The sequence below is a fragment of the Pseudochelatococcus contaminans genome (genome assembly GCF_014195635.1).
Classification (GTDB): domain Bacteria; phylum Pseudomonadota; class Alphaproteobacteria; order Rhizobiales; family Beijerinckiaceae; genus Pseudochelatococcus; species Pseudochelatococcus contaminans.
This window is the reverse complement of the sequence record NZ_JACICC010000001.1, coordinates 510,213-534,069: the sequence shown is the minus strand read 5'-3', so window position 1 is coordinate 534,069 and position 23,857 is coordinate 510,213. Positions and strand designations below refer to the sequence as shown.

24 protein-coding genes are annotated in these 23,857 nt (G+C 61.9%); 6 read left to right on the top strand and 18 right to left on the bottom strand.

Annotation, left to right across the window (positions count from 1 at the left end):
- Nucleotides 1-87 precede the first annotated feature (87 nt).
- Nucleotides 88-684 carry a Fe-Mn family superoxide dismutase gene (locus FHS81_RS02255; RefSeq protein WP_183750387.1) on the bottom strand — a complete coding sequence of 199 codons (597 nt, stop codon included), beginning with the start codon at nucleotides 682-684 and terminating at the stop codon, nucleotides 88-90.
- An 814-nt stretch (nucleotides 685-1,498) separates the two neighbouring features.
- Here FHS81_RS02255 and FHS81_RS02250 point away from each other — a divergent pair.
- The 3 genes from FHS81_RS02250 (at nucleotide 1,499) to FHS81_RS02240 (ending at nucleotide 4,476) form a co-directional block, all read left to right on the top strand.
- A complete protein-coding gene (locus FHS81_RS02250; RefSeq protein WP_183750386.1) occupies nucleotides 1,499-2,887 on the top strand; it encodes a hypothetical protein in 1,389 nt (462 codons plus the stop codon).
- Between the two features lie 444 nt (nucleotides 2,888-3,331).
- Complete coding sequence (locus FHS81_RS18860; protein WP_246374402.1) at nucleotides 3,332-3,577, top strand: hypothetical protein; 246 nt, start codon at nucleotides 3,332-3,334, stop codon at nucleotides 3,575-3,577.
- Complete coding sequence (locus FHS81_RS02240; protein ID WP_183750384.1) at nucleotides 3,574-4,476, top strand: DUF6456 domain-containing protein; 903 nt, start codon at nucleotides 3,574-3,576, stop codon at nucleotides 4,474-4,476. The genes FHS81_RS18860 and FHS81_RS02240 overlap by 4 nt, the downstream gene beginning before the upstream one ends.
- Before the next feature lie 79 nt (nucleotides 4,477-4,555).
- Here the strand turns inward: FHS81_RS02240 and FHS81_RS02235 are convergent, their stop codons facing one another.
- The 7 genes from FHS81_RS02235 to FHS81_RS02205 all read right to left on the bottom strand — a co-directional run bounded on the left by FHS81_RS02235 (nucleotide 4,556) and on the right by FHS81_RS02205 (nucleotide 12,920).
- Nucleotides 4,556-5,437, bottom strand: coding sequence for a 3-hydroxybutyryl-CoA dehydrogenase (locus FHS81_RS02235; RefSeq protein ID WP_183750383.1), 882 nt, complete (start codon nucleotides 5,435-5,437; stop codon nucleotides 4,556-4,558).
- 168 nt (nucleotides 5,438-5,605) lie between these two features.
- The gene (locus FHS81_RS02230) at nucleotides 5,606-6,538 is read right to left on the bottom strand and encodes an electron transfer flavoprotein subunit alpha/FixB family protein (protein WP_183750382.1); all 933 of its coding nucleotides are present in this window, start codon (nucleotides 6,536-6,538) and stop codon (nucleotides 5,606-5,608) included.
- Between the two features lie 2 nt (nucleotides 6,539-6,540).
- Entirely contained in the window at nucleotides 6,541-7,287 is a 747-nt protein-coding gene (locus FHS81_RS02225) for an electron transfer flavoprotein subunit beta/FixA family protein (protein ID WP_183750381.1), read from the bottom strand.
- A 444-nt stretch (nucleotides 7,288-7,731) separates the two neighbouring features.
- A complete protein-coding gene (locus tag FHS81_RS02220) occupies nucleotides 7,732-7,923 on the bottom strand; it encodes a twin transmembrane helix small protein (protein WP_183750380.1) in 192 nt (63 codons plus the stop codon).
- 75 nt (nucleotides 7,924-7,998) lie between these two features.
- Nucleotides 7,999-10,473 carry a TIGR02302 family protein gene (locus tag FHS81_RS02215; protein WP_183750379.1) on the bottom strand — a complete coding sequence of 825 codons (2,475 nt, stop codon included), beginning with the start codon at nucleotides 10,471-10,473 and terminating at the stop codon, nucleotides 7,999-8,001.
- 84 nt (nucleotides 10,474-10,557) lie between these two features.
- Nucleotides 10,558-11,067 (bottom strand): tRNA (cytidine(34)-2'-O)-methyltransferase, encoded by a 510-nt coding sequence (locus tag FHS81_RS02210; protein WP_246374400.1) that lies wholly within the window; start codon nucleotides 11,065-11,067, stop codon nucleotides 10,558-10,560.
- Complete coding sequence (locus tag FHS81_RS02205) at nucleotides 11,064-12,920, bottom strand: ABC transporter ATP-binding protein (protein ID WP_183750378.1); 1,857 nt, start codon at nucleotides 12,918-12,920, stop codon at nucleotides 11,064-11,066. The genes FHS81_RS02210 and FHS81_RS02205 overlap by 4 nt, the downstream gene beginning before the upstream one ends.
- Before the next feature lie 246 nt (nucleotides 12,921-13,166).
- Between FHS81_RS02205 and hemF the strand changes: the two genes are divergently transcribed.
- Nucleotides 13,167-14,066, top strand: coding sequence for an oxygen-dependent coproporphyrinogen oxidase (hemF, locus tag FHS81_RS02200; protein WP_428982420.1), 900 nt, complete (start codon nucleotides 13,167-13,169; stop codon nucleotides 14,064-14,066).
- Between the two features lie 21 nt (nucleotides 14,067-14,087).
- On the opposite strand, the gene lysA is transcribed toward hemF, so the two are convergent.
- Nucleotides 14,088-15,359: a diaminopimelate decarboxylase gene (gene lysA, locus FHS81_RS02195; protein WP_183750377.1), complete on the bottom strand. Its 1,272-nt coding sequence runs from the start codon at nucleotides 15,357-15,359 to the stop codon at nucleotides 14,088-14,090.
- A 22-nt stretch (nucleotides 15,360-15,381) separates the two neighbouring features.
- Nucleotides 15,382-15,633, bottom strand: coding sequence for a hypothetical protein (locus tag FHS81_RS02190; protein WP_183750376.1), 252 nt, complete (start codon nucleotides 15,631-15,633; stop codon nucleotides 15,382-15,384).
- A 424-nt stretch (nucleotides 15,634-16,057) separates the two neighbouring features.
- Between FHS81_RS02190 and tlpA the strand changes: the two genes are divergently transcribed.
- Nucleotides 16,058-16,690: a thiol:disulfide interchange protein TlpA gene (tlpA, locus tag FHS81_RS02185; RefSeq protein ID WP_183750375.1), complete on the top strand. Its 633-nt coding sequence runs from the start codon at nucleotides 16,058-16,060 to the stop codon at nucleotides 16,688-16,690.
- A gap of 21 nt (nucleotides 16,691-16,711) precedes the next feature.
- Here tlpA and grxD read toward each other — a convergent pair whose 3' ends face one another.
- The 6 genes from grxD to purC form a co-directional block, all read right to left on the bottom strand.
- Nucleotides 16,712-17,047, bottom strand: coding sequence for a Grx4 family monothiol glutaredoxin (grxD, locus tag FHS81_RS02180; RefSeq protein WP_183750374.1), 336 nt, complete (start codon nucleotides 17,045-17,047; stop codon nucleotides 16,712-16,714).
- A gap of 150 nt (nucleotides 17,048-17,197) precedes the next feature.
- Entirely contained in the window at nucleotides 17,198-17,434 is a 237-nt protein-coding gene (locus tag FHS81_RS02175; RefSeq protein WP_183750373.1) for a BolA/IbaG family iron-sulfur metabolism protein, read from the bottom strand.
- Between the two features lie 33 nt (nucleotides 17,435-17,467).
- Nucleotides 17,468-19,681 carry a phosphoribosylformylglycinamidine synthase subunit PurL gene (gene purL / locus FHS81_RS02170; RefSeq protein WP_183750372.1) on the bottom strand — a complete coding sequence of 738 codons (2,214 nt, stop codon included), beginning with the start codon at nucleotides 19,679-19,681 and terminating at the stop codon, nucleotides 17,468-17,470.
- Nucleotides 19,682-19,759: 78 nt separating this feature from the next.
- Nucleotides 19,760-20,443, bottom strand: coding sequence for a phosphoribosylformylglycinamidine synthase subunit PurQ (purQ, locus tag FHS81_RS02165; RefSeq protein WP_183750371.1), 684 nt, complete (start codon nucleotides 20,441-20,443; stop codon nucleotides 19,760-19,762).
- A gap of 2 nt (nucleotides 20,444-20,445) precedes the next feature.
- A complete protein-coding gene (gene purS, locus FHS81_RS02160; RefSeq protein WP_183750759.1) occupies nucleotides 20,446-20,691 on the bottom strand; it encodes a phosphoribosylformylglycinamidine synthase subunit PurS in 246 nt (81 codons plus the stop codon).
- A 188-nt stretch (nucleotides 20,692-20,879) separates the two neighbouring features.
- A complete protein-coding gene (gene purC / locus FHS81_RS02155) occupies nucleotides 20,880-21,677 on the bottom strand; it encodes a phosphoribosylaminoimidazolesuccinocarboxamide synthase (protein ID WP_183750370.1) in 798 nt (265 codons plus the stop codon).
- Nucleotides 21,678-22,149: 472 nt separating this feature from the next.
- Between purC and FHS81_RS02150 the strand changes: the two genes are divergently transcribed.
- On the top strand, nucleotides 22,150-22,473 hold the full coding sequence (locus FHS81_RS02150; RefSeq protein ID WP_183750369.1) for a DUF1476 domain-containing protein: 324 nt from the start codon (nucleotides 22,150-22,152) through the stop codon (nucleotides 22,471-22,473).
- A gap of 55 nt (nucleotides 22,474-22,528) precedes the next feature.
- On the opposite strand, the gene FHS81_RS02145 is transcribed toward FHS81_RS02150, so the two are convergent.
- Nucleotides 22,529-23,212 carry an alpha/beta hydrolase gene (locus FHS81_RS02145; RefSeq protein ID WP_183750368.1) on the bottom strand — a complete coding sequence of 228 codons (684 nt, stop codon included), beginning with the start codon at nucleotides 23,210-23,212 and terminating at the stop codon, nucleotides 22,529-22,531.
- Nucleotides 23,213-23,303: 91 nt separating this feature from the next.
- Nucleotides 23,304-23,492: a YdcH family protein gene (locus tag FHS81_RS02140; protein ID WP_428982419.1), complete on the bottom strand. Its 189-nt coding sequence runs from the start codon at nucleotides 23,490-23,492 to the stop codon at nucleotides 23,304-23,306.
- Between the last annotated feature and the right edge of the window lie 365 nt (nucleotides 23,493-23,857).

The following is a 23,857-nucleotide window of genomic DNA, read 5'->3' as shown; positions in this document are numbered from 1 at the left end:
AGCCCGGAAGCAACGCCCCGGGCCTCTAACCATCAGACTGACCGCGACACCACCCAAGTTGTACTGGAACGGTGTCGATCAGCGATATCAGACAGCCTTGCTGTAAAGCTCGGCGACGTATTCCCAGTTCACCAGATTTTCGACAACGGCCTTCAGGTAGTCGGGGCGGCGGTTGCGGTAGTCGATGTAGTAGGAGTGCTCCCACACGTCGACGCCGAGAATCGGGGTCGCGCCGTGCACGAGCGGATTTTCGCCGTTGGGGGTCTTCTGGACGACGATCTTGCCATCCTTGACGGCGAGCCATGCCCAGCCGGAGCCGAACTGGGTGATGCCGGCCTGGATGAAGTCTTCCTTGGCCTTCTCGACCGAACCCAGATCCTCGATGATCTTCTTCTCAAGCTCACCGGGGATAGCGCCGCCGCCATTGGGCTTCAGCCAGTGCCAGAAGTGCAGGTGGTTGTAGTGCTGACCGGCATTGTTGAACAGCGCCTGATTGGTGCCATAGGAAGCCTTGACGATCTCCTCGAGCGACTTGCCCGCCAGATCGGTGCCTTCCAGAAGCTTGTTACCGGTATCGACATAAGCCTTATGATGCTTGTCGTGGTGGTATTCGAGCGTTTCACGCGACACGTAGGGCTGAAGCGCATCGTAGGCATAGGGAAGATCGGGAAGCGTAAAAGTCACGGCAGGCTCCTCGGAAATTGGTTTTGCGATGTGCGGCATGACAATCGAAACAACGACTCTCATATCCTCAGCGGCTGCTACCTTACCAATTGTGGCAATGACTGACAACGAAGGCAAAAATCGCCTTGTTTATGGCAGCTTCCACCTTTGTAAAACAGTTTTAGGCCATTTTTTATAGCGGGTCTATGGACATTGAAGCTTTATTATTCGGGCGAGACAGTGTTGGCGAGGCTCGATTCGCCGAACATCCTCGGTCCCGAACGAAATTGCGGGAGAGCGTACCGGCACGTGCGCCGGGCGCTCAGGAGACATCCGCTGGATGCGCGGTGCCGGAGACGTAACGGCCACGGCCGGGATCGGGTTCCCGCAATACGCACGAGAGGCTGTATACTGATCTTTCGATGTTGAATATTCAGGCAGAATCAGACGCCGCGCTCCGTGTCATGCCTTGTACAGTCGATTGACGCCATTCGCTTGACCAACCGGAATGCAGGCCGATCCTGATGTCAGCATATAAGGCCATTGATCCGGTTTTTGGACAAGAAGCAGAGCCATTGCCTTGATTTAGGCAGATTCCCGTCGATAGTTTACCAAACAACAACGCTGTTCGGTAAATGCTCCATGCATTGTCGCGTCCAGCGGACGATCCTGATACGGGAGCGTTCGTGGCTGCTCCTGAAGTGACCTGCCATTCCCGTGGCCGGCCTTTGAGGGTGGGGATGCGATCGGATTGCAGGTGCGCGGAGACGGGCAGCCCATGGGCGATGTCTGCCTTCGACTCACCGGCCATGTTTTTTGCGAGAGTGCCAGTCGTATGATTTTTCTCAGCATCGTACTCGCCTGCCTGCTGATCGGCAGCGGCCTCAGCGCCGTGTTTCTCGGTTCCGGCATGATCGTCCTTGAGCGGGGCTGGTCCATGGTGATCGCCGGCAGCGTCGTCGCCACCGGCGGCGTCACCCTGCTTGGCATCGCCATGCTCATACGGGAAGTGCGTCGCCTTCCAGAGCGGCTTGTCGACACCTGGTCGGAAACGTTGCCCGTTCAGCATGTCTATGCCGACAGCGACCATGGGCAGCGGGCACCGGACACGGCCGGAGTGTCGCTGACACAGCGCCCGCGTGTCGACCACGAACTCTCCAGCGGATTCGACGAGCCGGAACGGCCTGAACCACCATCTCTCACGCCATTCGCTTTCCCCGCCAGGGAAAGCGTCATTGCCTCTCACACGCCCGAGAAACAGAGCACGAAAGCGGCGGGGGACACTCGCCCCGCGCTTCATATACCCCAGCCCGATATACCTCAGCCCGGTCCGCGCGAAGAACCCGCAATCAAGGACGATACCGGGCCGGAGGTGCCTTCCGCACTGAAAATACAAATTTCCCTGCACAACACCCCGGACAAGGTGAATTCAGATAGTTCGCCGGATGATCTTTCTTCCGCGCGAGGCTTCGACCGTCCGGCAAGCAGGCAGGCCATCGAACCATCTATAACACCGCCGGAGCCTGCGAAGCTGTCGGAACCCGGCAAGCTGTCGAAATCGTTCTGGTCGCGTCTTGGGCGTAACGACAAGACGGCTCAGGAGCCTGCCGCGCCAGTCGAGCCCGTGCCGGATTTGCCGACGGAAGACACTTCCGAGCCGACAGCCGCGGACCTTGCCCGCAGCCGCCTCGCGCTCGCGGATACGCCCGAACGTGAACAGCCTGAGAACATCACGCCCAAGGTGGATACCTCCAACGGTCAGAGTGACAAGAAGGCGCGTAAAGAGCCATCTATCGGCCGTGATCTCGACACCGGCGATGATGAGGCCGCACCGAAACAAACCAACGAGCCAATTGTGCCGGACGCGCGCATCTCCGCTAATGAGGCCACGAAAAAGCCCGCTCCTCTGCCGCCATCCGCACCGGAACGCAAGCCCGATACGATAGATGCGGCCCGCAGCAAGGATACAGCGAGCACGGCCAATGCGTCGCCCGCCGTAGTAGGCTCCTATCGGTCCGGCCCCAATCTGTTCGTGATGTACGATGACGGTACAATCGAGTCCGAAACGCCGGACGGCATTTTCCGCTTTGCGTCCCTGGATAAGCTGAAAGCCTATATTTCCTCCGGCGAGGAGCCGGCGCTCGCAGGTGAGCGCGTTCATCGCGCGCCAACTGAAGACCCGGCGGCAAACGCACCTGTGCCTGAAGAAAAGCCGACTATCTGATAAACATCGAAGAGTATCGATCACCCGATTATATCTACGGGCAGCGTTTCATGCCTTTAAATCTCATGCGTCGACCCCAGGGTCGGCGCATTTTTATTTTGATGACTAAGTATTTTTTAGACATGCAGACCGAAGACTGACCGGATTTTCGCGATTTATCCGCCAAAACGTGAATAGATCTGTCAGGTAACTTTCTTTTCAGGTTGGCTTTCTTTTCATAGGATGATAATCCTATTTGCGTTGCGTACCGCGCTTCGTTGCGAATTTTTTCATAAATAGGCCATGGAGGCTTTGATGTCCTGGAACCAATGCGTTCAAGGCGGCGGGAGTCGCTTGCTTTACGAGGCGATGATCTGTCGCCAGTGCGAAGCCGTCGCGGCTTCGGCTTTCACAGCCCCGGTAACGGACATCCGAAGTGCGCAGCGGCGTTGTGCCCCAATCGCCATGGCACGCGCCACTGCCATTCATCTGGCAGCGGCTGGCTTCGGACTGCCGGATGCTGCCACGGGTCGCCTTTTCGGACGTCACCGCTCCACAATCCGCCACGCCTGCCAGCGGGTTGAGGATCGCCGGGAGACCGATCCCGTCTTCGATATGATCCTCGCATGTCTGGATTATGGTTTGCGCCTCAAGGTCGCCGCCGTTCTGGAAAACGCGCGCGCCATTTCAGCAATGGGAGACAGGCCATGACGTGCAGCAACGCCCGCCTTTCCATGCGGGAAACCATCGCCGACGCAACGCGGCTTCTGCATCATCTGATGCAGCCGGAAAGCAGAGCAATAGCCACCTCCCCTGCTGCGGATGACATTGTGTTGTCTCGCATGCGGAAGGGTATATCGCTTGGTCGGGGCACCGTATCTCCAGCAGCGGCAAGCCTGCTCATCGAGCGCGGACTATTGCGCGCAGACGGACAGGGGGCATTCGTATTAACCGAGGCCGGACGGCAGGCCGCGCACAAACTGCCGGCAAGAACGGACGAGCACATGCCTTTCATTCCCGCCGCCTGCAGCAACTCGCCCAAGGTAACCAGCCCCAAAACAGCGACCGCCAAGGCAAGCCGGTCTCGCGCAGGACACCCCGGAAGAGCAGTTGGCGAAGCGGTTCTGCATGGGCGATGCGGCGCGAGCACCGTGCGGATCAATGAGGCGGAAAGCCCTCTTGCATGGCTCCACAGGCGGCGGGATCGCGATGGGGAACCCTTTATCGACGCGACATGTTTCGAAGCGGGCGAACGGCTGCGTCGGGACATGACCATGGCGGGGATCATGCCGCGCGTCACCAGCCGATGGTCGCCTGTGGGCGGTGGCAATGGCGGCCCAGCCGCTGCGACAGATGCCATGGTCGCCGCACGTCAGCGTCTCGACAGGGCGCTCGACGCGGTCGACGGCGATTATGCCGGCATTCTTCTCGACGTCTGCGGTTTTCTCAAGCGGATTGAGGATGTCGAGCGGGAGCGCCGTTGGCCACCGCGCTCGGGCAAAGTTGTGCTCAAGCTCGCGCTGCAACGCCTTGCGGCCCACTATGGCATCGCCAATGTGGCGCGCGGGGAGGACAATGCACGGCATATCCGAAGCTGGAAAGCCGGTTAATTGAACCTCCGGAGGGTAATGAAAAATCCGGCCTCGCGGCCGGATTTTACTTTCTCTGAATATCAGAATATCTGGCGCTTTAGCGGGTCGGAACCGGCTTCTCACCACGGTAATCGTAGAAACCGCGGCGCGTCTTGCGGCCGAGCCAGCCAGCCTCGACATACTTCACCAGCAGCGGGCAGGGACGATACTTGGAGTCAGCCAATCCCTCGTAGAGCACCTGCATGATCGACAGGCAGGTGTCGAGGCCGATGAAGTCCGCAAGCTGAAGCGGGCCCATCGGATGGTTGGCGCCAAGACGCATGGCGGTGTCGATGGACTCGACCGAACCTACGCCTTCATAAAGCGTGTAGATGGCCTCGTTGATCATCGGCAGCAGAATGCGGTTGACGATGAAGCCCGGGAAGTCCTCGGCCACGGTGATGCTCTTGCCGAGACGCTCAACCAGCTCGCGGGTGGCCTGATAGGATTCCTCGGAAGTGGCGATGCCGCGAATGACCTCGACGAGCTGCATCACCGGCACGGGATTCATGAAGTGGATGCCGATGAACTGCTCCGGGCGATCCGTGGTGGATGCCAGCCGGGTGACCGAGATGGAGGACGTGTTGGTGCCGATGATCGCGGAAGGCTTCAGCGCCGGGCACAGCGCCTGAAAGATCTTGCGCTTGATTTCCTCGTTCTCGACGGCGGCCTCGATGACGATGTCGCTGTCGTGGAAATGCTCGTAAGTAACGGCCGGAGCAATGCGCGACAGGATCTTCTCACGATCTTCCTCGGTGAGATGGCCCTTCGACACCTGCCGCGACAGATTGCCGTTGATGGTGGCGAGACCGGCGTTGATGCGCTCCTCGCTGATGTCGTTGAGCGCCACGTCATAGCCCGACGCGGCGGCGACCTGCGCGATGCCGCCGCCCATCTGACCAGCCCCGATGACGCCCACCTTGCGAATTTCAATCGACATGTCGTCCGTCCGTTCCAACGTTGGTAAATGGTAAAGCTGCAGACATCGGGCGCTGGAACCAGTCGTCCCTTACCCCCTCTGGCCGCTGCGCACCTTACAGGTCAATTTTGACGTATTTTCTTCAGACGGATGAAAACCCGTCTGAAGAATTCATCTTGTGCACAAGCGTCAGCCCAGAGCCTTCTCGAACTCCGGCACGACGATGAAGAGATCGCCCACAAGGCCATAGTCGGCAACCTGGAAGATCGGCGCTTCCTCATCCTTGTTGATGGCCACGATCACCTTGCTGTCCTTCATGCCGGCCAGATGCTGGATGGCGCCGGAAATGCCCACGGCGACGTAAAGATCCGGCGCGACGACCTTGCCGGTCTGGCCCACCTGGAGATCGTTGGGCGCATAGCCGGCGTCCACTGCCGCACGGCTCGCGCCGATGGCCGCGCCAAGCTTGTCCGCCAGCGGGGCGATAACGGCGTCGAACTGCTCCGAAGAGCCAAGCGCGCGGCCACCCGATACGATGACCTTCGCGGCCGTCAGCTCGGGACGCTCGGACTTCGCCAGCTCCTCGCCCTTGAACTGCGACAGCGCCGGATCGGCAACAGCACTCACTGCTTCCACGGGCGCGGAGCCACCCTCGCCTGCCGGCTTGAAAGCCGCCGTGCGGATGGTGAGAATGCGCTTCGGGTCAGTTGTCTGCACGGTTTCGATAGCGTTGCCGGCATAGATCGGATGCTCGAACGTATCGGGCGCGATCACCTTGGTAACATCCGAAACCTGCGTCACATCCAGCAGTGCGGAGATGCGGGGCAGCACATTCTTGCCGCTGGAGGACGACGGCGCGACGATAGCGGTGTAGCCGTCCGCCAGGCCGACGACGAGCGCCGCGAGCGGCTCCGCGAGGGCGTTAGCGTAGATCGCGTCATCGGCGAGGAGAACCTTCTCGACGCCTTCGAGCTTTGCCGCCGCATCGGCAACGGCGCGGGCATCGTGCCCGGCAACCAGCACATGCACCGGCGCACCGAGTTCGCGAGCCGCCGTCAGAGCCTTGGCGGTGCCGTCTTTAAGCGTGGCGTTGTCGTGATCGGCAATCAGCAATGTCGTCATGATCAGAGAACTCCCGCTTCCTTGAGCTTCGACACCAGCTCGGCGGCATTGGCCACCTTCACTCCGGCCTTGCGCTGCGCCGGTTCGCTGGTCTTGATCACCTTGAGGCGCGGCGTGACATCGACGCCAAGCGCCTCGGGCGTGGTTTCCGCGATGGGCTTCTTCTTCGCCTTCATGATATTGGGCAGCGAAGCATAGCGCGGCTCGTTGAGACGAAGGTCCGTTGTGACGATGGCCGGCAGCTTCAGCGACACGGTCTGGATACCGCCGTCAACCTCGCGCGAGACATCTACGGAATCCGCGCCGAGTTCCACCTTCGAGGCGAAGGTGCCCTGCCCCCAGCCCAGAAGCGCCGCGAGGATCTGGCCGGTCTGGTTGGAGTCGTCGTCGATGGCCTGCTTGCCGAGAATGACGAGATCGGGCTTTTCCTGCTCGACGATCTTCGCCAGAAGCTTGGCGACCGCCAGCGGCTCGACCTTACCTTCAGCCTTCACAAGAATGCCGCGGTCGGCGCCAATGGCGAGGCCGGAACGCAACGTCTCCGTTGACTGCGCCGGGCCAATGGAGACTACGATCACCTCGGTGACCTTGCCGGCCTCCTTGAGGCGAAGAGCCTCCTCGACGGCAATCTCATCGAAAGGATTGATCGATTGCTTGACGTTGGCCAGATCGACGCCGGTTCCATCCGGCTTCACCCGGATCTTGACGTTGTGATCCACCACCCGCTTCACGGGCACCAGCACTTTCATTGAAGATCTCCTTGGCGCATTTCAGACTTGGCTTACCCTAACTCGACTTGCCGTACTTGGCACACGGGGACTTGATACCAGTCTCTATGTTTTTGGAATTATTATCAAATCATCCTATTTTTATTTTAGCGCGATCGTCAGGGGTCTGAAAGACGTCACGACCGATTTTTCTTCCCCTTCGCTCGCCGATCATGCCATTCAGCAGCCTAACAAGCGTTAGATACGGCTACGCGACCGTAACGATGCATGATCGACGTTGTCAATCTCCCAACGCCTTCATGCATGGTCTTTCGTTCATGACTTTTCGTGTATGGCTTTTCGTGGCGAAGTTCCGCCGCCCGGCAAGGCCGTCAGTGCCGATATGCGGTTGGGGGCCTGAGCTTGAGGCGAAACCGACTGACTGGATGATTCCATCCGCTCAAAAACGCGATCTGCGAATCGTGATTATTTCGAGCCTGCCAGCACCACGGCAAGCAGCGCCGCCACCGCGATGAGTTGGAGCGCGATGCGCCATAGCATCAGCCGGCGGGAGCGGTGCGGACACCCACCACGCGACATATTGACCAGCCCGCAGACCAGGACGATCGCAACCGCACACACTGCGGCTGCCACGATCAGATGACCGGGCTCACCCATGAAACCTGCCGTGTTGCCGTAGCCCGCATATATGCCATATCCCGCATACAGGATGACTCTGTCATTCGCTTCGTATCATTCGCGGCGCAACAGGCGCTCCAGATAATCGCGTTCCTCGCCCGGCCTTGTTGGGTCGCCGAGACGCCGACGCAGTTCCTCCAGGATGCGGCGCGCACGGACGATGGATGATTCGTCGGAGCCAGGCACCTGCGTATCGCCATCCGAGAGGCTGCGGCCCGGTGTGCGTCCTAGCGGGTCGCGCCCACTGGAGCCCTGGGTGCTTTCCTGCCCTTCCCCGCCTTCGCCCTGTTGCGCTTGCCGCATTTGCCCGGCGAGGCCCTGCGCGCCGTTCAAAAGCGCCTGAAGCGCTCGGCCCTGCGCATCCACGGCTCCCTCGCCGTCGCCTTCGGCCAGCCGTTCCTCGGCATCGCGCATGGCGCGTTCAGCCGCGTCGAAGCCCGGCTCACCTGAAAGCCCCTGCTGGGTCAATCCCTGCTGCAAACGTTCCAGCTGCCGCCGCAATGCCTGCTGGCGGCCGGGCAGATCCTCGCGGTTGCCTGCCTCGCCACCCTGACCGGGGCCGCCACCTTCCGCCAACTCGTTGTTCTGCCGGAATGTTTCATCGCGCAGGCGCTGCTGGTTGCGGATCATGTTGTCGAGCGAGCGCAAGGCCCTTCCCGCCGCGCTGGCCGGCGATTCCCCGCCGCCACCTTCACCGGCTTGTGCCGTCTGCATGTTATCGAAGATGTCGCGCAATTGCTCCATCAGCCGCTGCGCGCCAGCCATATCGCCTTGCTGGGCCAGCCGCTCCATGCGGTCTATCATCGCCGCAAGTTCCTCAGGCGTAATCGTGCGCGTCGGCTGACCGCTGTTCTGCATCGGCCTGTCGCCATTGCGTGCCTGATTGCGCGCCATTTCAGACAGATGTCGATTGAGAGCGTCCCGCAGTTCCTTGGTCAGGCGGGCGATTTCCTCCGGCGACGCATTCGCGTCGATCGCCGCCTGCAGCGCTTCGCGGGCCGCGCGCAACGCCCGCTCCGTCTCCGAGGAGTCGCCGTCTTCAATGGCAACGGCCATATTCCAGAGAAATTCCGTCGTTGCGACCAGATCTTCCTGTGACCGCGCCGCCGACAGCAGCTTTTCAGCCGTCACCAACCCGAGGTAGACACCTGCGTCGGGAGTGAACAGCTCCGGCGCGATTTTCAGCGCCCGCAATGCCATACGCACGTCGCGCCAGTCATGCGGACGGAACACCAGATTACGCCGCTGCTCCACAAGCGCACGCGCCAGCGGATTGGTGAACGGACGCTGCGGCAGCGTGATTTCCAGCGTCTCGCTGCGCCCTTCCTGACCTGCGCCATCACGCGCGACAAGGGTCAGCAGCACGTCCGCCCCGGCCCATGGATGCGCGGCAAGATCGGCAGTTGTGGTCATATCCTGCGTGCCATCTCCGCGCGGCACCGGCAGCGTGATGGTCGGCGGCGGCACGAGCACGGGATCGCCCACGTCGCCCTTCAGCGACACAACACCCTGCGCCTGCGTGACACCGTAATCATCCCTCGCGCGATAAACGATGGTGAGCCCGCCCCGGCGCGTGGCTTCCGGCTTGTTGGCGAAGGCGATGACCGGCGGCGCATCCGGCGTGGCGGAGACCGTCAGCGAGGCCCTGCCGCCGTTGGAATCCACACTGACCGTAGCGGAGCCGACAACCTGAAACCGTTTTTCGACGACGCCCTCACCCGGCGCGGCAGTGGCAAGCGGTTGCAGACCTTCCGAAACCTCGACCGCGTCCGCAAGCCTTCCCCCGCCAGGGCCGGAGAAACGCAGCACGAGCACACTGCCAACCGGCGCGGAGACATCACGCGTGCCGGTCTTCGCCAGATCGAGCATGATTGGCGGCAGGCGTGTGTAGACGGGCGGATCGATCCATCCGTCCACCCGCATTGCCACCTGATCCGGCGCGGATTGGGACTGCCAGTCGAAGGCCAGCGCGAAACGCCTGCCGCGTTCGTCGCCAGCGATGAAAGCCGCAGCCACCAGTGCCACGATCAGCGCACCGCGAAGGCCATAATAATCGTAGGAGGCCGTTTCGGGCCGGGGTGCGGGTGCGCGCAGGCGCTCGACCGCAAGCTCGGCACGGCGACGATGCAGCGTCCACAATGCCCGGCTTGCGGGATCGTCCACCCCCATGGCCTGCGAATCGTCCAGCAGGCTGGCCGGATCCGGCAGGCGCTCGCTACCGGCGCTTGCATCCAGCACCCGTAACGCATCCTGCCGCCGGGGGTAGCGTCTGGCGATGGCCGGCACGAACGCTGCAACCAGAGCGGCGGCGAACAGCAGCGTGCCCACCATGCGGCCCGTTGCGGGCAACAGCGCCCAGAACCCCAGCCACGACAGGATGACGAACACACCCGCCACACCAAGAGGCAGCCACAGGCGCGGCCACAGCTTTTCCAGATACAGGGAGAGGCGCGCGAGGCGCACCTTTTCCTCCAGCTGCACGCTCGCGTTCCGCTCACGCGCCGTCTGCTCCCGGCCTGCACCGCTCACGTGGTCTGTCCTTGCATCGTCATGGTCACCATTCGCCCTGACGTTAGCATGTCAAAAGCGTCATCGCACGCCCCGGAAGGCAATTCAGCCGTTCACAACAGCAGGCGCGCCGGGCACTGTAAACCCCTGAAGCTGCCTGAGGCCTTCGCCGACGACCATCGCCGCCGTCACGGCAACGTTGATGGAGCGCAAACCCGGACGAATCGGCACGACGATTCGCGCGTCGGCGGCGGCATGCACATCCTCGGGCACCCCTGCCGATTCGCGCCCCACCATCACGATGTCACCGGGCTGAAAGCGAAAATCCACATGGGGGATCGCACCCCGCGTTGTGGTCAGCACGAGGCGTGGATTGCCCGCCGCCTGCCGCCATTCCTCGAACCGCCGCCACGAATCGTGCCGGTTGATCATGACTTCATCGAGATAATCCATGCCCGCGCGCCGGAACGCCCTGTCCGAAACCGGAAAGCCTGCCGGCTCGATGATTTCCGCCGCAACTCCGAAACAGGCGCACATGCGCAGCATCGTGCCGGTGTTCTGCGGAATATCCGGCTGGTAGAGCGCCAACCGCAGCAAGGGCACGGCACCACTCATTCGCCAACCAGCGGCAACCGCTGCTCCCGCCCGCCGAGGAAACCGCCGGACTGACGCCGCCACAACCCGGCGTAAATGCCGCCACGATCCAGCAACTCGTCATGGGAGCCGGTTTCGACGATGACGCCTTTTTCCAGCACCACGAGGCGGTCCATCTGCGCGATGGTGGACAGCCGGTGGGCAATGGCGATCACCGTCTTGCCCGCCATGATGGTATCCAGCTCCTCCTGAATAGCGGCTTCGACTTCCGAGTCGAGCGCGGAGGTTGCCTCGTCCAACACGAGAATGGGAGCGTTTTTCAGCAGCACCCGCGCAATCGCGATGCGCTGACGCTGACCGCCCGAAAGCTTGACGCCGCGCTCGCCGACATGGGCGTCCATCCCTGTTCGGCCCGCCGGATCGACGAGACCGGGGATGAAACTGTCCGCATGCACCTGCCGGGCGGCGGCCCAGATTTCCTCTTCCGTGGCTTCAGGCTTGCCATAGCGGATGTTGTCGCGCACCGAGCGGTGCAGCAACGAGGTATCCTGCGTCACCATGCCGATGGCCGCGCGCAGGCTTTCCTGCGTCACGTCGGCGATATTCTGCCCGTCGATGAGAATGCGCCCGCCCTGCAAATCGTAAAAACGCAGCAGCAGGTTGACCAGCGTGGACTTGCCCGCGCCCGAGCGCCCGACAAGCCCCACCCGCTCGCCCGGCGCAATGTTCAGCGTGAGATTGTCGATCACGCCGGATTTGCGACCATAGTGGAAATTGACGTGGTCGAAATCCACCGCGCCCTGCGTCACACGCAGCGGCTTCGCGCCCGGTTTGTCGACGACGGCATGGGCACGCGACAACGTTTCCATGCCCTCCTGCACCACACCGACGTTTTCGAAGATGCCGGTAACGACCCACATGATCCAGCCGGACATGTTGTAAATGCGGATCGCCAGCCCGGTGGACAGCGCAATCGCGCCGACCGTGACGCTGCCAAGGCTCCACAACCACACCGCCAGCCCGGCGGTTGCGCCGATCAGGAAGCAGTTCAGCGTCGTGATCGTGGCGGACATCAACGTCACCAGCCGCGTCTGCGCCTGCGTTGCTGCCACGTTGTCGGCGATGGATTCGCGAATGTAGGTGTCCTCGCGCTCGGCGTGCGCGAACAGCTTGACGGTGCTGATGTTGGTGTAACCGTCCACCACCCGGCCCGTCAGCGTCGAGCGCGCATGAGACATGGCCTTGGCGCTCTCGCGGATACGCGGCACGAACCACGCCAGCGTGATGATATAAAGCACGATCCACACCATCAATGGCACCGCCAGCCACACGTCCGCATCCGCGAACAGCACAACCGCGCCGCCGGCATAGATGATGACGAACCACAGCGAGCCGAAGACTTCCACCACCGATTCGCGCAGCGCCATGCCAGTCTGGATGACCCGCGTGGCCAGCCGTCCGGCAAAATCGTTCTGGAAGAACTCAAGGCTTTGGCGCATGAGGTAGCGGTGCCCCTGCCAGCGCACCAGCGCGGGAAAGGCAGGCAGCAACGTCTGGCGGGTGATCATGTCATGCAGCACGGAGCTGACCGGACGCGCCACCAACACAACGAACGCCATCATCAGAAAGGTGGGGCCATATTCGGCAAACACCTTGTCCGGCGTGGTTTTGCCGACGATGTCGATGATCTCGCCGATATAGCGGAACATCATCACCTCCAGCACAGCCGTAATGCCGCCCGAAACGACGAGCGCGGCGAACACCGGCCAGATCTGGCGCACGTAATGCCAATAGAAGGCGAGAAGCGTCTCGGGCGGCCGGGCTACGGGCGTTTCCCTGAACGGGTCGATGCGCGTCTCGAACCAGCGGAACATCCAATTCTCCTGTCGGGGCTTCCCGTTTGGCGCAACCGCCTTGATAAGGCTGCCTTTGGTATGGCGGCGCAGCGAACCTGCCGCGCACGATGCATATAGTGTATTTTCCAGTAATTTGAGTGCCCGATTGACGCTGGCACGCATCGGGCCTATGCGCTTGGCTCATTGCTCGTTCATTGAAGTGCCAAAGCGCACGCTATTTAACCCTGCACCCTCTTTTGACCGCACACTCAGGCTGGAGACCGCATGATGGCTTTGCCCGACAATCTGGACGACCTCAAGGCACGCGCCAGCACATGGTTTTCCACGTTGCGTGATCGCATCCTTGCGGATTACGAGCGACTGGAGGATGAAGCCACAGGCCCTTTCTTTCGTGGCGCGGACAGGCCCGGCCGTTTCGTCTGCGAGCTGTGGGACCGCATTGGCCCGGACGGCGAACCCGGCGGCGGCGGGATGATGTCCATGATGACGGGCCGCGTCTTTGAAAAAGTCGGCGTGCATGTTTCGACCGTGTTCGGCACGTTCTCGCCCGAGTTCCGCGACCAGATTCCGGGAGCGTCGGAAGATCCACGCTTCTGGGCCTCCGGCATTTCGCTCATCGCCCATCCATGGAACCCCAATGTGCCGACCGCGCACATGAACACCCGCATGGTGGTGACGACAAAGGCATGGTTCGGCGGCGGCGGCGACCTGACACCCGTGCTGGATCGCCGTCGCACGCAAAGCGATCCGGACAGCATGGCCTTCCACGCCGCCATGCGCAGCGCGTGCGCGGCGCACGCAGCCGTCGCGCCCTACGACACGTACAAGGAATGGTGCGACAGCTATTTTCACCTGCCCCATCGCGGCGAGCCACGCGGCATCGGCGGCATCTTCTATGATCGCCATTGGTCCGGCGACCCCGAAGCCGACTTCGCCTTCACCCGCGCAGTCGGCGAAGCCTTTCAGGCGGTTTATCCGGTGATCGTACGCGCCAATGTCGCCAAACCATGGACGGAGGCAGATGTCTTCGAGCAGGAAGTGCGGCGCGGACGCTATGCCGAGTTCAACCTGCTGCATGACCGTGGCACAATTTTCGGCCTCAAGACCGGCGGCAATGTCAGGTCCATCCTGTCATCGCTGCCGCCAAGAGCCCGCTGGCCTTAACGGCCAGCTTGCCGAAAGAGTTCAGGCCGGCAGCCAGTTCGGCACGCGATCCAGCCCGATGAGGTCGTCATAGGTCGGGCGCGGGCGCACCAGTGCGGCATTCGCGCCGTTGACCAGCACTTCGGGAATCAGCAGGCGGCTGTTGTAAGTGCTGGACTGCGCCGCGCCATAGGCGCCGGCCGTCATCACCGCCAGCAGATCCCCCGCCCGCACATCCGGCAGCGAGCGCTGCAGAGCGAGGTAGTCACCGCTTTCGCATACCGGGCCAACGACATCCGCGACGATACGCGGTGCGTCTGGTGCCGGCTGTTGCACGGGCTGCACTGCGTGATACGCCTCGTAAAGCGTCGGGCGGATGAGATCGTTCATGCCTGCGTCCACGATGACGAAGGTGCGCCCCTCACCGTGCTTCACGTAGATGACCTGCGTTACCAGAATGCCGGCGTTGCCGACGATCATGCGGCCAACTTCGAAAACCAGCTTCAGCCCCAGCCCGGCCGTGTGGCTCTTGACGATCTCCGCATAGGCTGATGGCAACGGCGGCGGCTCCGCATCCTCATGGTAGGGAATGCCGAGCCCCCCGCCCAGATCGATATGATCCAGCTTGTGGCCTTGCGCGAGAAGATCGCGGGCGAGTTCCGCGAGCAGCGCAGTGGCGTTGTCGAAAGGCGCAAGCTCGGTGATCTGACTGCCGATATGCATATCGACGCCGGTGATCGCGATGCCCGGCAACGCCGCCGCCCGTGCATACACCTCACGCGCGCGCGACAGCGGAATGCCGAACTTGTTCTCCGATTTGCCGGTGGAAATCTTGGCGTGCGTGCGCGCATCGACATCCGGATTGACGCGCACCGACACAGGCGCCTTGACGCCGAGCGACACCGCAACCTCCGACAGCGCCTCCAGTTCGGGCTCCGATTCGACGTTGAAGCACAGGATGCCCGCCTTCAGCGCCGCCGCCATTTCCGTGCGCGTCTTCGCAACGCCGGAGAAAACAATGCGTTCGCCCGGCACGCCGGCCGCCAGCGCGCGCCGCAGCTCACCCTCGGAAACGATATCAACGCCCGCGCCCTGCCGGGCCAGTGTGGCGATCACGGCCTGGTTGGAGTTGGCCTTCACCGCGAAGCAAACCAGCGACGGCACATCGGCGAACGCCTCCGAAAACACCCGGTAGTGGCGTTCGATGGTCGCGGATGAGTAACAGTAAAAGGGTGTTCCGACCTGGCCGGCAAGCGCCGTCAGATCGACGTCTTCGGCGTGCAGAAGCCCGTCGCGATAAGAAAAATGATGCATGATGTCACCGGCTCGCTGCGGATCAAAGCAGCGGATCGAGCACGAACTTGCGGTCCGGGGTCACGTAGTTGCGGATCACCTTCTCGCCGTCCCGCCCCGTGGAGTGAACGCGGACACCCGATTCGACCACGCGCGGATCATTCGGATCGACGGGATATTCCAGCGCGCCGCGACGGCCGCAAGCCGCGGCAAGCAGGCAGACACCCGCGACCAGCGCAAGGCGAAGAAGCGCACGTGACGGGCGCTGACGGGATTGTGAACTGGAAAACGACAAGGCCGGGTCTCCAAAAATCGCGGGCGCCGGAACCGTTCCGGAAAACAGTGGCGCGCATCCCGCCCAAATCTGCAATAGGCTGCGAGGATTAAAGCGGTTGAACATCACCGTGAAGCGTCAAGCCGCTTTATAACGAATTGCCACGACATTTCTAACCCTCGATCACACAAAATCTCGCTTATAGAAAATGCGCTTGCACAAAACGCGTTTGGCCACCGCCCCGGCTATACAGCAACCGCAGGCCGCAGTATCCCCCGGTTGAGATCGGCGCGCAATCGCCTATCCTGCACCTCATGCCAGAACCGTTTGCGTTCAGGTCGCTCGGTCGCATTGAACGCTGATTGCGATAAACCCTAGAAGTAAAAACCCATGGCCTGATTCCGCCACAACGTCAGGCCATCTTGCATGCCATTCAGGATCGATCATGTCTCTCCATCCCCGCCGCCTTGCCGCCATCAGCCTCGCTGCCCTCGTGATCGTGGGAGGCGGCATTGCCTATGAATACGGTTGGAAACGGGGACCGGAAAAGACGGCAGCCTGCACGGCCTCGCCGGAGCTGCTTCAGCGCCTCAAACCGCTGGCCGCTGGCGAGGTTGCGGCAGTGCAGATTGAAAACCGCCCCGCGGCGTTGTCTGAGCTGGCCTTCCTGTCTCCCGATGGCAAACCGCTGACATTGGCGGATTTTCGCGGCCGGACCGTGCTGCTCAACCTGTGGGCGACGTGGTGCGTGCCCTGCCGTCAGGAAATGCCCGCGCTCGATGCCTTGCAGGACAAACTCGGCAGCGACGATTTTGAGGTTGTTGCCGTTAATATCGACACGCGCGAACCGGAAAAAGCCACGCAATGGCTGGCGGATAACAACATCAGCCGACTTGCCGCCTATAGCGACCCTACGGCCAAAATTTTCCAGACATTGCGCTCGGACGGCAAAGCATTTGGCATGCCGACCACGCTTCTCATCGGTCCTGACGGATGCTCATTGGGCCATCTGGCGGGGGCAGCCGAATGGGCATCCGACGATGCGGTCAATCTCGTGCGTGCGGCCATTGGCGGCTGAACCTCAGCCGCCAGAGTTATCTTATTCCGCCGCGGAAGTGGCGATGCCGTTATCCGTCAGGATTTTCTGCAATTCGCCTTCCTGGAACAGCTCGCGGACGATATCCGCACCGCCGACGAACTCGCTCTTGATATAGAGCTGCGGGATCGTCGGCCAGTTGGCGTAGTCCTTGATGCCCTGGCGCAGTTCGTCGCTCTCAAGCACGTTGACGGCTTTGTAGTCGACGCCGACATAGTCGAGAATCTTCACCACCTGCCCGGAAAAACCGCACATGGGGAAATCCGGCGTGCCTTTCATGAAGAGCACGACATCGTTGGACTTCACCTCGTTGTCGATGAATGCAAGCGCGTCAGACATGATCGAATCCTTTCGGGCACCTGTCGCCCGGCAACGTTGAGAGCGTCCCGCAATCAGACATGCGCCCGACCGACAGGATTTCGCTGCAAGTTAAATCATGAGATTCTTCTCGTGCGTCAGTGAAACACAGAAAGAATCCGGGGCCAATGCTCAATCTTGCGTCGCGACGGTCGTCAGCGCAAGGGCATGCAGCTCGCCGCCCATGCGGCCCTGCAACGCTGCATAGACGATCTGGTGCTGCTGCACACGCGTCTTGCCCGCGAACGTCGCCGATGTCACGGTCGCGGCGTAGTGGTCGCCATCGCCCGCAAGATCGCGGATTTCGACAACTGCATCAGGGATAGCTGCCTTGATCAGAGCCTCAATCTCGGATGCTTCCATTGCCATGTCGGTAGACCTTTCGTCCGTCAGATTGTCGTTTCAAGAAGCCGCGGCGGCCATATAGTCCGGCAGCCACGATTCATGCGCGCGGCGCAGATCCTCAATCGATATGGCCTCGTCTGCGCCAAGACGCAACGCATCGCCGCCCGTCGCGCCGATGCGGCGCAATGGCACGCCGGCCTCGCGCGCCTGAGCGACAATGGCATCAGCCTCATCCGCCGTTGCTGTCACAATATAACGCGCCTGATCCTCCCCGAACCAGAAGGCATGCGAGGGCAATTCGGCGGGTGCGGGATCAAGCGTCGCGCCGATACCAGACGCCAGCGCCATTTCAGCCAGTCCCACCAGCAAGCCACCATCGGAGAGATCATGCACGGCGCTTACGCGTCCACCGTGAATCAGCCCGCGAACGAAGTCGCCGTTGCGGCGCTCTGCTGCGAGATCGACAGGCGGCGGTGCGCCCTCCTCACGACCGGCAACGTCGCGCAGATAGACCGACTGGCCAAGCCACCCCGCCGTCTCGCCGACGAGCAGGACAACATCTCCGGCGCGCTTGAACGCAAGCGTGGCATGCACGGTCACGTCATCCACCAGCCCGACACCGCCGATGGTAGGCGTCGGAAGGATCGCGCGGCCCTGAGTCTCGTTATAGAGCGAGACATTGCCCGAAACGATGGGGAAATCCAGTGCCACGCAGGCTTCCGAAATGCCGCGCAGGCAGCCGACGAACTGGCCCATGATATCCGGCCGCTCGGGATTGCCGAAGTTGAGATTATCCGTCACCGCCAGCGGCTTGCCGCCGACCGCGGTGATATTGCGCCACGTCTCTGCCACGGCCTGCCGGCCACCCTCGACGGGGTCCGCCTCACAATAGCGCGGCGTTACGTCCGTGGTCAGCGCCAGCCCCTTGGGGCCATCCTCGATGCGCACGATGGCGGCGTCACCGCCCGGCGTCTGCACGGTGTTGCCAAGAATAAGATGGTCGTATTGTTCCCAGACCCAGCGCTTCGAGGCGAGATCCGGCGATCCGACAAGCCTGATCAATGCCTCAGTGTTGGACACCGGAGCAGCAACGGTTGTGGGATCGAGCACGGCTGGACGGACAGGCTCGTTCCACGGGCGGTCGTAAAGCGGGGCTTCGTCGCCAAGCTCGCGAATTGGCAGATCCGCCTTCACCTCGCCCTGGTGCCGCACGACGAAACGCAACGTATCCGTGGTGTGGCCGACGACGGCGAAATCCAGACCCCACTTGCGAAAAATCGCTTCCGCTTCCGCCTGACGCGCAGGATCGAGCACCATCAGCATGCGCTCCTGGCTCTCGGAGAGCATCATCTCATAGGCCGTCATGCCTTCTTCGCGGCAAGGAACAGCGTCGAGATCAAGCTCCACGCCAAGGCCGCCCTTGGCCCCCATCTCGACCGCCGAACATGTCAGACCAGCCGCGCCCATATCCTGAATGGCGATGACGGAGCCCGTCTGCATGAGTTCGAGGCAGGCTTCCAGCAGCAGCTTTTCGGCAAAGGGGTCGCCAACCTGCACCGTGGGGCGTTTTTCCTCGGAATTCTCGTCAAACTCAGCCGAGGCCATGGTGGCACCGTGGATGCCATCGCGGCCGGTCTTGGAGCCGAGGTAGACAATCGGATTGCCGACGCCCGTCGCCGCCGAATAGAAAATGCCGTCCGTGCGCGCAATACCCACAGCCATGGCGTTGACGAGGATATTGCCGTCGTAACGCGTATGAAATCCGACGGAACCGGCGACCGTAGGCACGCCGAACGAATTCCCGTAACCACCGATACCCGCCACAACGCCGGACACCAGATGCCGCGTGCGCGGGTGCTCGGGCGCGCCGAAACGCAGGGAATTCAGCGCCGCGACTGGACGCGCGCCCATGGTGAATACGTCGCGCAGGATGCCGCCAACCCCTGTCGTCGCACCCTGATAAGGCTCGATGAATGACGGATGGTTATGGCTTTCCATTTTGAAAACGCAGGCAAGGCCATCGCCAATGTCGATCACGCCGGCATTTTCGCCCGGCCCCTGAATCACCCACGGGGCTTTTGTCGGCAAGCCCTTCAGGTGAATGCGCGAGGATTTGTACGAGCAGTGCTCGTTCCACATCGCCGAGACGATGCCAAGTTCGGTAAAGGTCGGTTCGCGGCCGATGAGCGCTTTGAACCGCTCGTATTCATCCGGCGTCAGACCATGGCTGGCCACGAGTTCCGGGGTAATGGCTGGTTCTTTTACGGTCATCGGAGGCTCACCGGGTAGCGCCGTCGCAAGCGCGGCGAAACGAACAGTCTGAGGAAAAACAGCGGGCGGCGAAGAACGTCACGCCGCCAGCAGGCTCTGGAACAGTCCGCGCCCGTCCGTGCCGCCGACGAGATCGTCGATCAGGTTTTCCGGATGCGGCATGAGGCCGAGCACGTTGAGTTTCTCGGAATAAATACCGGCGATGTTGTTCAGCGACCCGTTCGGATTCGCCGCCGGCGTCACCGCGCCGTCCCGGTCGGCGTAGCGGAATGCAACGCGCCCGTCGCCTTCGAGTCTGGCGAGCGTCTCTTCATCGGCAACATAGTTGCCCTCGCCATGCGCAATCGCGACGTCGATCGCCTGCCCTGCCGCATAAGCGCGGGTGAAGGCGGTATCGTTGCGCTCGACACGCAGGAACTGGCGCCGGCAAATGAAATGCAAGCCGGCGTTGCGCATCAGCACACCGGGCAACAACCCCGATTCGCACAGAATCTGGAACCCGTTGCAGATGCCAAGCACCAATCCGCCCCGGGCCGCATGCGCCCGCACGGCATCCATCACCGATGCACGACCGGCGATTGCGCCGCAACGCAGATAGTCGCCATAGGAAAAGCCGCCGGGAAGAACGGCGAGATCCGTGCCGGGGGGCAATTCGGTGTCGGCATGCCAGACGGTGGTCACGTCGGCGCCCGCCTGCTTCAGCGCGCGCGCCACGTCACCCTCGCGGTTGGAGCCGGGAAAAACGATGACGGCCGCTTTCATGCTCAGCCCTCCACCAGCTCGATGCGGTAATTCTCGATCACCGTGTTGGCCAGAAGCTTTTCGCACGCAGCGGTCAGCAGCTCGCGCGCACGCTCCGCTTCGGCGGGGGCGAGTTCGATATCGAACAGCTTGCCCTGCCGCACGCCTTCCACACCCTCGACGCCGAGCGATGTCAGCGCCGATTCGATGGCCTTGCCCTGCGGGTCGAGGACGCCATTCTTGAGGGTAACCGTTACACGGGCCCTGATTTTGGTCGGATTCGTCACGCCGCTACTCCCTCCGGCTGCGTTGCGCCCTGCATGCCGATAATGCTTGTCAGATAACAATGCAAACGGGGGCTGCAAGCCCCCGCTTTAGAGAATCTCCAGCCCGTTCGCAACCGGCGACGTGTGCATGGCGACACCACACCCTGCGCAACCGGGCATTGCTGCGAACGCTACTCCACCAGACGCGGCGTCTCGCCCCGAACCGGGTTTTCGCTTTCGCCAAGGATGCCGAGGCGGCGGGCCACTTCCGAATAGGCCTCGACAAGGCCGCCCATGTCGCGGCGGAAACGGTCCTTGTCCAGCTTGTCGTTGGACTTCACGTCCCACAGCCGGCACGAATCAGGTGAAATCTCATCGGCAACGACGATGCGCATGAGATCGCCTTCCCACAGGCGGCCGGTTTCCATCTTGAAATCGACGAGCCGGATGCCGATGCCGAGGAACAGCCCGGTGAGGAAGTCGTTGACGCGGATGGCGAGCGCCATGATGTCGTCAAGCTCCTGGGGCGTTGCCCAGCCGAAGGCAGTGATATGCTCTTCCGACACCATCGGGTCGTTGAGCGCGTCGTTCTTGTAATAGAACTCGATGATCGACCGGGGAAGCTGCGTTCCCTCCTCGATGCCGAGCCGCGTCGACAGGGAACCGGCGGCAACGTTGCGCACCACGACTTCGAGCGGAATGATCTCAACCTCGCGGATGAGCTGCTCGCGCATGTTGAGACGCTTGATAAAATGCGTCGGCACGCCGATGTCGTTGAGGTTCTGGAAGACGTACTCGGAAATGCGATTGTTCAGCACTCCCTTGCCATCGATCACTTCATGCTTTTTGGCATTGAAAGCGGTCGCGTCGTCCTTGAAATGCTGAATCAGGGTTCCGGGCTCCGGTCCTTCATAGAGAACCTTGGCCTTACCCTCGTAAATACGACGGCGGCGATTCATCGGCGTATACCGTGTCTTGAGAAAATCCATCAGGGTGCCGTGGCTCCGTTACTGAACGATCCGCGGCTCGAACGGGCGAGACGACGACATCCGCAGTTCAACGAAACGACGCCGCTTCACCTTGCGTCCAACCTATCCGATCATGCACCAAAGCACAACGAGTGCCGATTTGCCCCGCGCGATATCGGCGCCGGCTGCCGGCCATCCTTGTCAGATGGGTGCAAAGTGCATGCATATAACGTATAATGCCGGATCGCAAGCGCGGCATTTCCTGTGCAAATCCGCAAGAATCGGCCGTGTCGTCATATGCGCCAGCGGCATACCGTGGTTGCGTGCCCCGGCGTGGTGGGGGCACCAGTACTTTGCCGCTCATTTTTCAGGATGAGCCGATTTTTGACTACGGATGGTGATTATCGGCCAAGATCGGCACTAGCCTTGGCACCATGCGGGCATTATATCGAAATCACAGGTTCAAGCTGTATCAGCATGGGGAGCACGTCCGATGTCTTCGTTTCATGATCGTCAGAAAGCTGAAGAAGCCAAGTTCGCAGTCGATGCGGAGCTTCGCTTTAAGGCCGTAGCCCGCCGCAACAAGCTTCTCGGCCTGTGGGCCGCAGAAAAGCTCGGCAAGACCGGCGCGCAGGCGGAAGAATATGCCCGCTCCGTCATTCTCTCGGACTTCGAAGAGCCGGGCGACGAGGACGTGTTCCGCAAGGTCCGCGCCGATTTCGATGCAGCCGGCGTCGATCAGTCCGACCACCAGATCCGCCGCGAAATGGATGAGCTGCTCGTGCGCGCCGCAGCCGAAGTGCGCAGCGGCGTCTGATCGCCCGTTAGCATGTAGACAGATCCGGCCGGGCCTTGAGCCCGGCCTTTTGTCGTTATCCGGCAACCGGATAAGGCAGCCCGAAGGATGACGCGAGGAAGAGCCCGCCGTGGCGCAGGCCCTCGCGGTCGATGCCGTGTCCCACTCTCAGCGACAGATGCCATTGCGTGGCGACTTGCGCCTCGGCAAGGGTGGCTGCGCTGTAGAACAGCCCGTCGACAGGAATGACCTCGTCCGCCTCGCCATGCACAAGCAGGATCGGCGGGGCACTGACGGAGGGCGGGATCGCCTCATCCGTTACGCCGGCCGGCGGCGTGACCAAAATTCCCGAATAGCCCACGACAGCCGCAGGCGGCACCTTGCGCCGCAGGCCGACATGCAGCGCCATCATCGTGCCCTGGCTGAAGCCGACCAGCGCCAGATGCTCCGGCCCAAGGCCATGGCGCGCCAGTTCGGCATCCAGAAAGGCGTCCAGCCCCGGTCCGGCGTGATTGACACCGCGCCAGCGCTCCCCGGGATCGCGGAACGTCAACGAGAACCACTGCTTGCCGAAACCGGATGCCGGACAAGGCTCCGGCGCATGCGGCGCGACGAAGGCCGTGTCGGGCAGCCATGCCTGCCACTCGCGGCCGATCTCGATAAGATCGTCGCCGTTGGCGCCATAGCCATGCAAAAACACGACGAGCCGGCGCACTTTTCCGGAACGAGGCAGCAAACGTGGTCCGTCGATAGTCGCCATCGGAACTCCCGCGAGAAAAAATCGTGCGGCCTGTACAGCCCACGCCAATCGTGTCGCAGCGGACTCTACCCGCCGGAACGTCCCGTTTCAATCAGGCAATGATATCGGGGGTCAAGCGATCGTCGATGTAGGCAATGCGGTCCTTGAGCGCGAGCTTGCGCTTTTTCAGCCGCTGTAACTGAAGCTGGATGCCGCCGCCCTGCGCCTCCAGAGCGGCCACCTGCGAATCGAGTTCGCCGTGCTCCTGCCGCAAGCGTGCAAGTTCAGCAACGAGAGCCATCGTCTGTTCAGCGTCGAGATCGCGTTCCATCACACTTCAGGACCGTAGGAAGTACAGGAGAGGCACAAAAACCAACGGACTTGATGCGAGGATCCGGGCACCATCCAAAATGGACCGCGCAAGAGATCAGCCTCCGGGGAGGCAAACACTCGCTACGGCGCGCAAAAGATGTTTTGCCTCGGACGCCATCACAACAGCCCGGCACAAGTTCGCTGCACTATGCCGCCGAGACAACTCCGTCGCAAGCTTTCTCTTAACGATAGCAGTCGCCCGCCTCGTCGATGCCTGCCGGGAGCACGGAAAATTGCGTGTCCGCAATAACATAGCCGATACGTGAGCATTGCAGACTGGCGCATGCGACAAAT